At 61.4% G+C, this 12,330-nt stretch carries 14 protein-coding genes; 12 read left to right on the forward strand and 2 right to left on the reverse strand.

Translation table 11 applies throughout. From position 1 onward, the window contains the following. Positions 1–50: 50 nt before the first annotated feature. Together hemH and NTD85_RS23900 are read right to left on the reverse strand one after the other, a co-directional pair. Positions 51–1,076 carry a ferrochelatase gene (gene hemH / locus NTD85_RS23895; RefSeq protein WP_262143363.1) on the reverse strand — a complete coding sequence of 342 codons (1,026 nt, stop codon included), beginning with the start codon at positions 1,074–1,076 and terminating at the stop codon, positions 51–53. A gap of 13 nt (positions 1,077–1,089) precedes the next feature. Next, positions 1,090–1,992 (reverse strand): TIGR01777 family oxidoreductase, encoded by a 903-nt coding sequence (locus NTD85_RS23900; protein ID WP_003228123.1) that lies wholly within the window; start codon positions 1,990–1,992, stop codon positions 1,090–1,092. 198 nt (positions 1,993–2,190) lie between these two features. On the opposite strand from NTD85_RS23900, the gene NTD85_RS23905 reads away from it, so the two are divergent. From NTD85_RS23905 to NTD85_RS23960, 12 genes are all read left to right on the forward strand, one after another. After that, positions 2,191–3,177 carry an NAD(P)/FAD-dependent oxidoreductase gene (locus tag NTD85_RS23905; protein ID WP_262143364.1) on the forward strand — a complete coding sequence of 329 codons (987 nt, stop codon included), beginning with the start codon at positions 2,191–2,193 and terminating at the stop codon, positions 3,175–3,177. Beyond that, on the forward strand, positions 3,174–3,389 hold the full coding sequence (locus NTD85_RS23910) for a TIGR02450 family Trp-rich protein (RefSeq protein WP_103485753.1): 216 nt from the start codon (positions 3,174–3,176) through the stop codon (positions 3,387–3,389). The genes NTD85_RS23905 and NTD85_RS23910 overlap by 4 nt, the downstream gene beginning before the upstream one ends. Positions 3,390–3,603: 214 nt before the next feature. Further along, entirely contained in the window at positions 3,604–4,566 is a 963-nt protein-coding gene (locus tag NTD85_RS23915) for a YbgA family protein (RefSeq protein ID WP_262143365.1), read from the forward strand. Beyond that, a complete protein-coding gene (locus NTD85_RS23920; protein ID WP_003228132.1) occupies positions 4,566–5,507 on the forward strand; it encodes a MerR family transcriptional regulator in 942 nt (313 codons plus the stop codon). Before NTD85_RS23915 ends, NTD85_RS23920 begins: the two co-directional genes overlap by 1 nt. An 11-nt stretch (positions 5,508–5,518) precedes the next feature. Then, positions 5,519–6,964: a deoxyribodipyrimidine photo-lyase gene (gene phrB / locus NTD85_RS23925; RefSeq protein ID WP_262143366.1), complete on the forward strand. Its 1,446-nt coding sequence runs from the start codon at positions 5,519–5,521 to the stop codon at positions 6,962–6,964. Then, positions 6,957–7,379: a nuclear transport factor 2 family protein gene (locus tag NTD85_RS23930; protein ID WP_003228136.1), complete on the forward strand. Its 423-nt coding sequence runs from the start codon at positions 6,957–6,959 to the stop codon at positions 7,377–7,379. Before phrB ends, NTD85_RS23930 begins: the two co-directional genes overlap by 8 nt. Further along, entirely contained in the window at positions 7,376–8,158 is a 783-nt protein-coding gene (locus NTD85_RS23935; protein ID WP_003228137.1) for an SDR family NAD(P)-dependent oxidoreductase, read from the forward strand. Before NTD85_RS23930 ends, NTD85_RS23935 begins: the two co-directional genes overlap by 4 nt. Further along, a complete protein-coding gene (locus NTD85_RS23940; RefSeq protein ID WP_262143367.1) occupies positions 8,155–9,402 on the forward strand; it encodes an NAD(P)/FAD-dependent oxidoreductase in 1,248 nt (415 codons plus the stop codon). The genes NTD85_RS23935 and NTD85_RS23940 overlap by 4 nt, the downstream gene beginning before the upstream one ends. Beyond that, a complete protein-coding gene (locus NTD85_RS23945; protein WP_262143368.1) occupies positions 9,399–10,214 on the forward strand; it encodes a DUF1365 domain-containing protein in 816 nt (271 codons plus the stop codon). The genes NTD85_RS23940 and NTD85_RS23945 overlap by 4 nt, the downstream gene beginning before the upstream one ends. Next, on the forward strand, positions 10,201–11,466 hold the full coding sequence (locus NTD85_RS23950) for an SAM-dependent methyltransferase (RefSeq protein WP_003228144.1): 1,266 nt from the start codon (positions 10,201–10,203) through the stop codon (positions 11,464–11,466). The genes NTD85_RS23945 and NTD85_RS23950 overlap by 14 nt, the downstream gene beginning before the upstream one ends. After that, positions 11,459–11,950: a DUF2878 domain-containing protein gene (locus NTD85_RS23955; RefSeq protein ID WP_103520206.1), complete on the forward strand. Its 492-nt coding sequence runs from the start codon at positions 11,459–11,461 to the stop codon at positions 11,948–11,950. The genes NTD85_RS23950 and NTD85_RS23955 overlap by 8 nt, the downstream gene beginning before the upstream one ends. A 52-nt stretch (positions 11,951–12,002) precedes the next feature. Continuing rightward, positions 12,003–12,308, forward strand: coding sequence for a YkgJ family cysteine cluster protein (locus NTD85_RS23960; protein WP_007967664.1), 306 nt, complete (start codon positions 12,003–12,005; stop codon positions 12,306–12,308). Positions 12,309–12,330: the final 22 nt, after the last annotated feature.

Consider the following 12,330-nt stretch of genomic DNA (forward strand, 5'->3'; position numbering starts at 1 on the left):
CGCACCGTAGATCAAATGTGGGAGCGGGCTTGCTCGCGAAGCTTTTGGCTTTAAAGCGCCAGCGGCGCTCGTTCACACAGGGTTGCCAACGCCTTCGCCCATTGCGGCTCATCATTCAGGCACGGCACCAGCACCAACTCCTCGCCCCCCGCTTCGCGGAACTGTTCCTTGCCGCGATCACCGATCTCTTCCAGCGTCTCGATGCAGTCGGCAACGAACGCCGGGCACATCACCAGAATCTTCTTCACGCCGCTTTTCGCCAGCTCATCCAGCCGCGCTTCGGTGTAGGGTTCGATCCACTTCGCCCGCCCCAGACGCGACTGAAACGACACCGACCATTTGCCATCGGCAATGCCCGCGCGCCTGGCGAATTCGGAGGCGGTGCGCATGCACTGGGCGCGGTAACAGGTGGCAAGCACGGCCGGCGAAGCATTCTTGCAGCAATCCGCACTTTTCAAGCAGTGGTTACCGGTCGGATCGAGCTTGGTCAGGTGCCGTTCCGGCAAGCCATGGAAGCTGAGCAGCAAGTGATCGTAGTCCTGCTGCAAATGCGGCGTGGCGCTGGCGACCAGTGCGTCGATGTATTCCGGCTGGTCGTAAAACGGTTGCAGCACTGAAAGCTGCACGTCGAGTTTCTTCTCGCGAATCACCCGCCTGGCTTCTTCGATCACCGTGGTCGTGGTGCTGTCGGCGAACTGTGGATAGAGCGGCGCCAGCGTGATGCGCTTGTGCCCTGCTGCGACCAGCTGCAGCAACCTGGTTTCAATCGACGGCTCGCCGTAACGCATGGCCAGCTCTACCGGACCGTGGCTCCACTGGGTGGTCATCTGCTGTTGCAGACGACGGCTGAGCACCACCAGCGGCGAGCCCTCCTCCCACCAGATCGAAGCGTAGGCATGGGCCGATTGCTCGGGGCGCTTGATCAGGATCAGCGACACCAACAACCGCCGCACCGGCCACGGCAGGTCGATCACATACGGGTCCATCAGAAATTGATTGAGGTAGCGGCGTACATCGGCCACCGAGGTGGAGGCCGGAGAACCCAGGTTGACCAGAAGCAAGGCGTGATCGGTCATGCATCGTCCTATTTCAAAGGCGGCCGGAGAGATCATCCAGGGCCGCGCGCAAATCCGTGAACTGGAAAGTGAAACCCGCTTCCAGCAAGCGTGCCGGCATGGCGCGTTGGCCACCCAGCAACAGCGATGACATTTCGCCAAGCCCGACCTTCAAGGCCAGGGCCGGCATCGGCATGAACGCCGGGCGGTGCAGCACGCTGCCCAGCGTTTTGGCAAACTCGCGATTGCGCACCGGTTTGGGCGCGCAGGCATTATAAGGACCGCTTGCCTGATCGCGGTGCAGAAGAAAATCAATCAGGGCGATTTGATCATCGATGTGAATCCACGGCATCCACTGCCGGCCATTGCCCAAAGGCCCGCCCAGACCGAGTTTGAACATCAGCAACAGCCGCGACAAAAAGCCGCCCTCGGCCGACAGCACCAGCCCGGTACGCACCAGCACCACGCGGATGCCCTGACCTTCGGCACGCTGGGCGGTTTCTTCCCAGGCAATGCACAACTGACTGGCAAAGTCGTCGATCACTGGCGGCGAATCTTCGGTCAGCTCACGTTCACCGCCGTCGCCATACCAGCCGACAGCAGAGCCGGAGATCAACAACCCCGGTTTCTGCTGACGCGTTTCCAGCCAGGCCAGCAGGGTTTCGGTGAGGGTGATGCGGCTGCTCCACAACAACGCCTTGCGCCGATGGGTCCATGGCCGATCAGCAATCGGCGCACCGGCCAGGTTGACCACGGCGTCCAGCGGCTCGTCGCCGAAGTCTTCGAGACGCGCAATCGCGCGCACTTGCGCGCCACAGATTTTCGCGACTTTTTCCGGACGCCGACTCCACACCGTCAGCTGATGGCCCTGTCCCGACCAGTGTCGGCAGAGCTGACGGCCTATCAAACCAGTACCGCCGGTCAGCAATATGCGCATGACATCTTCCTCGCGTGGCGTTTTACCCGGATCACTAGTCTATTTTTATAAGCAGGGATCTTTTCTATCGGGCAGGCTCTATTGTTTAACCATAGGCCAAGCTGTCAGAACGAGAACGCTAGAAGTTATACCAAAAAACAAAATTGTACAGGTTTCATTGACGGCGTAGTCTGTACAGAAAGGTAAAACGAGGCCCCTATGACTGTACCTATCGCAATCATCGGCACCGGCATCGCCGGACTCTCCGCCGCCCAGGCCCTGACAGACGCCGGACACACCGTCCAGCTCTTCGACAAAAGCCGCGGCAGTGGCGGGCGCATGTCGAGTAAACGCAGCGACGCCGGTTCTCTGGACATGGGCGCGCAGTACTTCACCGCCCGTGACCGGCGTTTCGTCACCGAGGTGCAACGCTGGCAAAGCCTGGGCTGGGTCGCCGAGTGGACGCCGCAGCTCTATACCTTTCAGGGTGGGAGACTGAACCTGTCGCCGGACGAGCAGATCCGCTGGGTCGGCACACCGCGCATGAGCGCTATCACCCGAGGCTTGCTCGGTGATCTGGAAGTCCACTTCGCATGCCGCATCACCGAAGTCTTTCGCGGTGAAGAACACTGGCACCTGCAGGACGCCGAGGGCTTCACCCACGGCCCCTTCAGCCACGTGGTGATTGCCACACCGGCACCGCAAGCCACTGCATTGCTGGCCGCGGCGCCGAAACTGGCCGGTGCGGCCGCCGGGGTGAAAATGGAACCGACCTGGGCCGTCGCCCTCGCCTTCGATACGCCACTGGATACGCCAATCGAAGGTTGCTTCGTGCAGGACAGCCCCATCGACTGGCTGGCGCGTAACCGCAGTAAACCGGGGCGCGACACCACTTGTGACACTTGGGTACTGCACGCCAGCAGCGCCTGGAGCCGACAACACATCGATCTGCCCAAGGAAGCGGTCATCGAGCAACTGCATGGCGCTTTCGCCGAACTGCTGCACAGTGCAATGCCCGCTCCGACCTTCAGCCTCGCCCACCGCTGGCTCTACGCTCGCCCTGCGACCGGCCACGAATGGGGCACGCTGGCCGATGCCGATCTGGGCCTGTACGCCTGCGGCGACTGGTGCCTGTCCGGACGCGTCGAAGGCGCCTGGCTCAGCGGCCAGGAAGCCGCGCGCCGCTTGCACGAGAACCTGCAGTGAACCGTATCAATCCGCAAAAACTGCTGCTGTCGAAGTGGACAGCAGCCCACCCGCAAAACCGCGAAAAACATTTTCTGGTCACCGAGCTGTTCCGCGATGAGGAAGGTACGGTGCTGGAGATTGAGTTGCAGGCGGTGTTGACCAAGCGCGCAGAACGCCTCGATTGGCAGACGTTGAAGAACAACGATCACTGGTTACTGGGCTGGAAATGATTTCCCTGTGGGAGCGGGCTTGCTCGCGAAAGCGCTGTGTCAGTCACATTGATCCAACTGAGCTGACGCCTTCGCGAGCAAGCCCGCTCCCACAGTCGATCGTGTAAACCTGGAAAAACTTATACAAACGATTTGACTTGTACACGTATGAATCTATGCTGAGGAAAAGTTGTACAGAACTAACTGTCTGTACAGGAATAGATTCGAGGTGTGCATGTCCGACCTTTCTGCATCCCGGCCCAAAATCGCCATCAGCGCCTGCCTGATGGGCGCTGAAGTGCGCTACAACGGTGGGCACAAAGAATCGCGGCTGTGCAGCCGCACCCTGGCTGAATATTTCGAATTCGTCCCGGTGTGCCCCGAAGTTGCCATTGGCCTGGGCATCCCTCGTGAACCGATCCGTCTGGTCGGCGATCCGGAAGCTCCCGAAGCCGTCGGCACAGTCAATCCGCAAATCAATGTGACTGAACCGCTGGCCGCCTACGGGCAGAAAATGGCCGGTGAACTCGATGACATCTGCGGCTACATCTTCATGCAGCAGTCGCCTTCGTGCGGTCTGGAGCGGGTCAAGGTCTATCACGCCAACGGCGCCCCGGTGAATGGCGGCGGCCGTGGCATCTATGCCCAGGCGTTCTGCGCGCAGCACCCTGATCTGCCGGTGGAAGAAGCCGGGCGCCTGAACGATCCAGTGCTGCGGGAAAACTTCATCACTCGCGTGCTCGCCTACAGCGCCTGGCAGCAGGTGCTCGAACAAGGCTTGAGCCGCCGCGCACTGACCGAATTCCACTCGCGTTACAAATACCTGCTGATGGCGCACAACCCGGAGCAATACAAAGCCCTGGGCAAACTGCTGGGCAACATGGGCAAGACCAATCCGGTCGAACTCGGCCCGCACTATTTCAGCGAGTTGATGAGCGCGTTGAAGAAATGCGCCACCCGCCGCACCCACAGCAATGTCCTGCAACACATCAGCGGCTACCTGAAACAGGCGATCAGCCCTGAAGACAAACAGGAAATGCAGCATGTGATCGGCCAGTACCGCCACGGCATCGTGCCGCTGGTGGTGCCGTTGACCTTGCTCAAGCACCACTTTCGCCTACACCCGGATCCCTACATTGCGCAGCAGGTTTACCTGCAGCCGCATCCGGAAAACCTCAGCCTGCGAAACGCCATTTGATGAACGACACACTCGACACCAGCGCCCAGGAAGACCTGGGTGCCGACTTCAAGAAAGCCCTCGACGAGGGCTGGCTGCCGATCCGCGAAGTGGCGCGGCAGACCGGCGTCAACGCCATCACCCTGCGCGCCTGGGAGCGCCGTTACGGGCTGATCGTGCCGCAACGCACACCCAAGGGCCATCGCCTGTACTCCAGCGAACATGTGCAGCAAATTCTGACCATCCTGACCTGGCTCAACCGGGGCGTGGCGGTCAGTCAGGTCAAGCCGTTGCTCGACACCCCGCAAGCCTTTACCGAAACGGTGGAAAACGACTGGCAGCGCCAGCGCAACGTATTGCTCGACGCCGTCACCCACCTCAACGAGCGCAACCTCGACGACAGCATCAACCAGGCCATGGCCCTGTATCCGCCGCGCACTCTGTGTGAGCAGTTGCTGCTGCCGCTGCTGACCGAACTCGAGCAGCGCTGGCAAGGCCAGTTCGGTGCGCAGATGGAGCGGGTGTTCTTTTATTCCTGGTTACGCAGCAAATTCGGCGCGCGCATCTACCATAACAATCGACAGTTACACACCGCGCCGCTGCTGTTGATCAATCACTCGGATCTGCCGCTGGAACCGCACCTGTGGCTCTGCGCGTGGCTGATCAGCAGCGCCGATTGCCCGGTGCAAGTGTTCGACTGGCCGCTATCGGCCGGAGAACTGGCGCTGGCGGTCGATCATCTGCAAGCGCGCGGCGTGCTGCTGTATTCCAGCAAGGCGATGAACCTGGCGCAGTTGCCAAAACTGCTGAATGGCGTCAGCGCCCCCACATTGCTGGTCGGACCAACGGTATGCATCCACCAGACCGAGTTGTCCGTAAGAACTGGCGAAACCGCTGATTTGATCCTGGCCGAAGATCCGCTCTCGGCGCATCAGGCACTCGTCCAGCGTGGGCTGATTTAATGGAATCCGCTATGCAATTGATCTGGCTGCGCAGCGACTTGCGCCAACATGACAACACCGCTCTCGCGGCCGCCGCAGCGCGCGGGCCGACGGTTGCCGTGTATCTGTTGAGCCCGCAGCAGTGGCTGGAACACGACGACGCCGCGTGCAAGGTCGACTTCTGGCTGCGCAACCTGCGTGAGCTGAGCAGCCGCCTCGGCGAGCTGAACATTCCGTTGCTGCTGCGCACCGCTGATCATTGGGATCAGGCCCCGGCGGTGCTGCTTGAGCTTTGCGTGCAGTTGAATGTCCAGGCCGTGCACGTCAATGAGGAATATGGCATCCACGAAAGCCAGCGCGACGCCGCCGTGGCCGTGGCCCTGAAGACCAAAGGCATCGTTTTCCACAGCTACCTTGACCAACTGCTGTTCAAGCCCGGCACGGTGCTGACCAAAACCGACACCTACTTTCAGGTGTTCAGCCAGTTCCGCAAGGTCTGCTACGAACGCCTGCATCGCTCGATGCCGGCGCTGGTGAAGACGCCCGGCAAACAGGCAAAGCTGAATATCGACAGCGATCCGGTACCGGCAGCCGTCGCCGGTTTTGCAACGCCGAGCGAGTCCTTGCGTGCGCTGTGGCCGGCCGGCGAGCAGGAAGCCCGGCGCCGCCTCGATACCTTCGCCGACGCGCAGATCGACTACTACCAGAGCGAGCGCGATTTTCCGGCCAAGCCCGGCACCAGCCAACTTTCGCCGTATCTCGCCGCCGGGGTGATCTCGCCACGCCAATGCCTGCAGGCGGCCCTGCAAAGCAATCAGGGCGAGTTCGACAGCGGCAAGGTCGGCGCGGTGACCTGGATCAACGAGCTGCTGTGGCGCGAGTTCTATAAACACATTCTGGTCGGCTACCCACGGGTTTCGCGCCACCGCGCGTTTCGCCCGGAAACCGAAGCGCTGGCCTGGCGTGATGCGCCGGGCGATCTGGCGGCCTGGCAAGAAGCACGCACCGGTTTGCCGATCATCGATGCGGCCATGCGCCAACTGCTGGAAACCGGCTGGATGCATAACCGTCTGCGGATGGTAGTGGCGATGTTCCTGACCAAGAATCTGCTGATCGACTGGCGTGAAGGCGAGCGCTTTTTCATGCGCCACTTGATCGACGGCGATCTGGCGGCGAACAACGGCGGCTGGCAATGGAGCTCATCGACCGGCACCGATTCGGCGCCGTACTTCCGCATTTTCAACCCGATCAGCCAATCGGAAAAATTCGACAGCGAAGGCCTGTTCATCAAGCACTGGTTGCCCGAACTCGCCGGTCTGAACAAGAAAGAAGTACACAACCCGGCCAGTGTCGGCGGGTTGTTCGGCGTCGCCAACTATCCGTCGCCGATCGTCAATCTCGGGGCTTCGCGCGAACGGGCGCTGGCGGCCTTCAAGAGCCTGCCGTCGCGTTCGTCCACGGGAGAAACCCATGAGTGAATTCCTGCGCCGCTTCGCCCGTCAGTTCGCCGAGCTGGACAAAGACAACTTGCAGCGTCTGGGCGAGCTGTACAGCGATGACATTCACTTCACCGATCCGCTGCATGAAGTGCAGGGGCTGGCGCAACTGCGTCATTACTTCAGCGAGCTGTACGCCAACGTCAGCGAGCTGCGTTTCGATTTCCACGGCTTCGACCAGATCGGTGACTGTGAAGGTTACCTGCGCTGGGTCATGAGTTACCGCCACCCGCGTCTGGCCGGTGGTCGTTTGATTCGCGTCGCCGGGTGTTCGCATCTGCTCTGGCGCGACAAGGTTTATCGCCACCGGGATTACTTCGATGCCGGGGCCATGCTGTATGAACATTTACCCGTATTGGGCCGGGTGATCGCCTGGCTGAAAAGGAGAATGGGATGAGTCGTACACCTCCACGGCGTTATTGGCTGACCGGAGCCAGCAGTGGCATCGGCGCCGCGCTGGCCGAAGAGATTCTGAAAAGCGGCGCGCATCTGGCCGTCAGTTCACGCCAGGTGGCGCCCTTGAAAGTCTTGTCCCAGCGCTACCCCGGCCAAGTGCTGGTGGTGCCCGGAGACTTGACCAATAGTCAGACCGTGCGTGAGATCGGTCAGCAGATCAGCGAGACCTGGGGCTCGCTGGATTCGGTGATTCTCAATGCCGGGACCTGTGAATACGTCGACGCCCGGCAATTCGACGCGTCGATCATCGAGCACGTGGTGCGCACCAATCTGCTGGCCAGCAGCTATTGCATCGAAGCCGCCCTGCCGTTGCTGCGCAAGGGCACCGCGCCGCATCTGATCGGCATGGCCAGCTCGGTGACCTACCTGCCGCTGCCCCGCGCCGAAGCCTACGGTGCCTCCAAGGCAGGCCTGCGTTACCTGTTCGAATCGCTGCGCATTGATCTGGCGGATGAAGGGATCGAGGTCACCATCATCAGCCCGGGGTTCGTCGATACGCCACTGACAGCGAAAAACGATTTCCCGATGCCGCTGAGCTGGCCTGTGGATAAAGCCGCGCGGCACATCTTCGCCAAACTCAAGGATCGACCACTGGAGATCGCTTTCCCGGCGCTGTTCATGGCGGCGTTGTGGCCGCTGTCGAAACTGCCGTCGCGGGTGCAACTGGCGATCGGCAAACGCATGGTGCGTAAACCGCCACCGCTGCAGGAACCCTCGTGAAAATCGCCATCATCGGCAGCGGAATCGCAGGCCTGACCTGCGCCTATCTGCTCAATCGCCAACACGATGTCACGGTGTTCGAAGCCAGCGACTGGGTCGGCGGCCACACGCATACCGTGGAGGTGACCGTCGAAGGCCGCGAATACGCCGTGGACACCGGCTTCATCGTGTTCAACGACTGGACCTACCCGAACTTCATCCGTTTGCTCGGCCAGCTCGGCGTGTCGTTCAAACCGACGGAAATGAGCTTCTCGGTCACCGATCCGGACACTGGCCTGGAATACAACGGCAACAACCTCAACAGTTTGTTCGCCCAGCGCAGCAACCTGTTGTCGCCGGGGTTCTGGGGCATGTTGCGCGATATCCTGCGCTTCAACAAAGAAGCCCAGCGCGACCTCGCCGAACAGCGGATCGCCGCCGACACCACGCTCGACGATTACCTCAAGGCCGGCGGTTATGGTGAACGTTTCATCCTGCATTACATCGTGCCGATGGGCTCGGCGATCTGGTCGATGCCCATGGCCGAGATGCTCAATTTCCCGCTGCAATTCTTTGTGCGCTTCTTCAAGAATCATGGACTCTTGTCAGTCAGTGATCGCCCGCAATGGCAGGTGATCGAGGGCGGCTCAAGTGCCTATGTCGCACCGCTGACCGCTGCGTTCAAGAACAAGATCCGCCTCAGTTGCCCGGTGACGCGCATCGATCGCGACGAACACGGCGTGGTTATCCACAGCCCGGCCGGCATCGAGCGTTTCGACAAGGTTGTGCTCGCCTGCCACAGCGACCAGGCCCTGCAATTGCTCGCCACGCCAAGCCAGGCGGAGCGATCGATCCTCGGCGCCCTGCCCTACGCCGATAACGAAGTGGTGCTGCATACCGATACCCGTCTGCTGCCGACCCGCAAACTGGCGTGGGCCAGCTGGAACTATCGCTTGAGCGGCGCCGGCCATACGCACGCGGCCGTCACCTACGACATGAACATCCTGCAGGGCATTCAGAGCGACACCACGTTCTGCGTCAGCCTCAATCAGAGCGCCGGCATCAGCCCGTCCAAGGTGCTTGCCCGATACACCTACGCCCATCCGCAGTTCAGCCTTGCGGCCGTGGCGGCGCAGAACCGTTGGGCCGAACTCGACGGTCAGCAGCACACCCACTACTGCGGCGCCTACTGGGCCAACGGCTTTCATGAGGACGGTGTCGTCAGCGCCTTGCGCGTGGCTGCCGCCTTCGGGGAAAGCTTATGAACAGCGCCCTGTACAGCGGCTGGATCGGCCATCGGCGCTTTTCGCCCAGACGCCACGAATTCCGTTACCGGATCGGTCTGTTGTATCTCGATCTGGCGGAACAGGACGCCGTATTCGACCTGTCGCCGTTTGCCAGTCGCAGCCGCTTTGCAGCGTTTTCGTTTCGCGAAACCGACTACCTGAAAACCTTCACCGGCAATGGAATGCGCCTGATCGATGCGGTACGCCAGCAAGTCGGTGCCGCCATCGGCCACCAGCCGCAGGGTTCGATCTGTCTGTTGACCCAACCACGCAGTTGGGGTCTGGCGTTCAACCCGGTGAGCTTCTTTTATTGCCACGAGGCCGACGGGCAACTGGCGGCGATTCTCTGCGAAGTCACCAACACGCCGTGGCGCGAGCGTTATCACTACGTGCTGCCGGCCCGCACACCGACCGACCTGCAAGACTTTCACCAGCACTTTGCTGTGGCCAAGGCCTTTCATGTCTCGCCGTTTTTGCCACGCGATCTCGAGTACCGCATGAGCTTCAGCCCGGCGGCGCAAAAGCTCGGCGTGCACATGGCCGACTGGCAGGGTGAGCACAAGCTGTTCGACGCCACGCTCAATCTGCAGCGCGAACCCCTCGACCGCCACAGCCTGCACCGCTACTTGCGACGTTTTCCGTGGATGACCGCGAAAACCTGTCTGGCGATTTACTGGCAAGCCGTGCGCCTGTTGCTCAAGCGTGCCCCGATTTTTGCTCATCAGGCTGCCGACGGCAGCTTTCAAATCGCCACCGTGCCTCCCAAGGAGCACCGCCATGAAATCCTCTAGCCTGTCGGCCAGTCGCTTCAGCACCAACGGTTTGACCGGTTCGCTGCTGCGTCGTGGCGTTTTGCGGCAACTGAGTCAACTCAAACACGGGCAATTGCTGGTGGTCGAGGACGGCGAACGCCTGATGTTCGGTACGCCGGGCAGCCACCTGCTCGGCGAAATCCATGTCCAGGATGCCGCGGTCTGGGGCATGGTCGCCGGCAACGGATCGATTGGCGCTGGCGAAGCGTTTATCCACGGTTACTGGAGTTCGCCGGACCTGACGGCGGTCGTGCGCGTGTTCGTCAGCAACCTCGACGTGCTCGACGCCATGGAGCGCGGTCTGGCCCGCCTCAGCCGGCCGCTGGTGCAAGGCCTGCACTGGCTCAACCGCAACACGCGCAAGGGCTCGCAGAAAAACATCGCGGCGCACTATGACCTCGGCAACGATCTGTTCGAACAGTTTCTCGACCCAACCATGATGTACTCGGCCGCGCAGTTCCTCAGCCCCGAGGACAGCCTGGAACAGGCGCAGTTGAACAAACTGGAACGGATCTGCCAGAAGCTCGCGCTCAAACCCGAGGATCATCTGCTGGAGATCGGCACGGGTTGGGGCAGCATGGCGCTCTACGCCGCGCAGCATTACGGTTGCCGCGTCACCACCACGACACTGTCGAAAGAGCAGTACGCGTTTACCGCCAAGCGCATTGAAGCACTGGGGTTGCAGGATCGGGTGACGCTGCTGCTCAAGGACTACCGCGACCTCACCGGCGAATACGACAAACTGGTGTCGATCGAGATGATCGAGGCGGTCGGCCATCGTTTCCTGCCGACCTACTTCAAACAGTGCGCGCACCTGCTCAAGAGCAACGGCCTGATGCTGTTGCAGGCAATCACCATCCGCGAGCAGCGCTACGAGCAGGCCAAGCGCGGCGTCGACTTCATCCAGCGCTATATCTTCCCCGGCGGCGCCCTGCCCTGCGTGCAGAAGATGCTCGAAGTGGTCAGCCGCGAGACCGACATGAACCTGCTGCACATGGAAGACTTCGGCCTGCACTACGCCCGCACCCTGCGCCTGTGGCACGAGAACTTTCGCCGCGCCCATGGCCGGTTGAGCGAGTTGGGTTACGACGATTACTTCCTGCGGCTGTGGGAGTTTTACCTCTGCTACTGCGAAGGCGGGTTCCTCGAGCGCACCATCGGCACCGCGCAATTGCTGTTGGCCAAACCGGCGGCAATGCCAGCGCCGTTGCTCGGGCGCTTCGATGCTTGAGCGGCTGATCAATGCCGTGCTGTTCCAGGTCGGCTGGCTGGCCTGCGTGATCGGCGGCAACAGTCTGTGGTTGCTGGTGGCGCTGGCGGTGCTGGTGATCCATCTGGGCTGGATCAGCAGTTGGTCGGCGGAGGGTCGCTTGATTCTCAGCGTAGTGATTGTCGGCACAGCGGTGGACAGCCTGTTGCGCGCGGCGGGCGTGTTCGAATTCCAGGATCCGTCGCCGCTGATTCCGCTCTGGCTGATGCTCCTCTGGGCACTGCTTGCCACCACGTTGCGCCACTGCCTGCAATGGACGGCTCGTCCGTGGTGGCTGGCAAGCGCGCTGGGCGCAGTCGGCGGCGCTGTTTCCTATTACGGTGGCGGGCGCCTCGCCGGGGTGCAATTTCCCTACGGGGAAATTCCGACCCTGATCGGCATCGGCCTGCTATGGGCGGTACTGTTTCCGGTGCTGCACGCGATGGCACGGCGGCTCAGCCACTGAGCGTCTGTCAGGCCTTTCACACAGCCACAGGCGACTGGCTTACACTGGCGCCATGAAAACCATTCCCCACCAGCAAATCACCGAGCCAGCGGTCACGTGTTCGACCTGTGCGGCGTGCTGTTGCCAGCTTGAAGTGATGCTGATCACCGACACTGGCGTGCCCGAACGCTTTATCGATACCGATGAGTGGGGTGGTGAGGTGATGCTGCGTCTGGACGACGGCTGGTGCGCGGCGCTGGACCGCGACAGCATGATGTGCACGATCTACGAGAAACGTCCGCTGATCTGTCGCGAGTTCGAGATGGGCGCGCCGGAATGCATTGAAGAACGCAAAGGCATTGCCACTGCCTACCGCTGATTTCAACAGCAGCTCAAAACCA

Origin of the sequence: Pseudomonas sp. 13B_3.2_Bac1, assembly GCF_025466205.1 — a bacterium.
Taxonomy (GTDB): Bacteria; Pseudomonadota; Gammaproteobacteria; order Pseudomonadales; family Pseudomonadaceae; genus Aquipseudomonas; species Aquipseudomonas fluorescens_H.

Excerpts from the sequence above, each read along its gene's own strand:
- hemH (WP_262143363.1), bottom strand. The coding sequence starts at position 1,076 with ATGACCGATCACGCCTTGCTTCTGGTCAACCTGGGTTCTCCGGCCTCC.
- NTD85_RS23900 (WP_003228123.1), bottom strand. The coding sequence starts at position 1,992 with ATGCGCATATTGCTGACCGGCGGTACTGGTTTGATAGGCCGTCAGCTC.
- NTD85_RS23905 (WP_262143364.1), top strand. The coding sequence starts at position 2,191 with ATGACTGTACCTATCGCAATCATCGGCACCGGCATCGCCGGACTCTCC.
- NTD85_RS23915 (WP_262143365.1), top strand. The coding sequence starts at position 3,604 with ATGTCCGACCTTTCTGCATCCCGGCCCAAAATCGCCATCAGCGCCTGC.
- NTD85_RS23920 (WP_003228132.1), top strand. The coding sequence starts at position 4,566 with ATGAACGACACACTCGACACCAGCGCCCAGGAAGACCTGGGTGCCGAC.
- phrB (WP_262143366.1), top strand. The coding sequence starts at position 5,519 with ATGCAATTGATCTGGCTGCGCAGCGACTTGCGCCAACATGACAACACC.
- NTD85_RS23930 (WP_003228136.1), top strand. The coding sequence starts at position 6,957 with ATGAGTGAATTCCTGCGCCGCTTCGCCCGTCAGTTCGCCGAGCTGGAC.
- NTD85_RS23935 (WP_003228137.1), top strand. The coding sequence starts at position 7,376 with ATGAGTCGTACACCTCCACGGCGTTATTGGCTGACCGGAGCCAGCAGT.
- NTD85_RS23945 (WP_262143368.1), top strand. The coding sequence starts at position 9,399 with ATGAACAGCGCCCTGTACAGCGGCTGGATCGGCCATCGGCGCTTTTCG.
- NTD85_RS23950 (WP_003228144.1), top strand. The coding sequence starts at position 10,201 with ATGAAATCCTCTAGCCTGTCGGCCAGTCGCTTCAGCACCAACGGTTTG.
- NTD85_RS23955 (WP_103520206.1), top strand. The coding sequence starts at position 11,459 with ATGCTTGAGCGGCTGATCAATGCCGTGCTGTTCCAGGTCGGCTGGCTG.
- NTD85_RS23960 (WP_007967664.1), top strand. The coding sequence starts at position 12,003 with ATGAAAACCATTCCCCACCAGCAAATCACCGAGCCAGCGGTCACGTGT.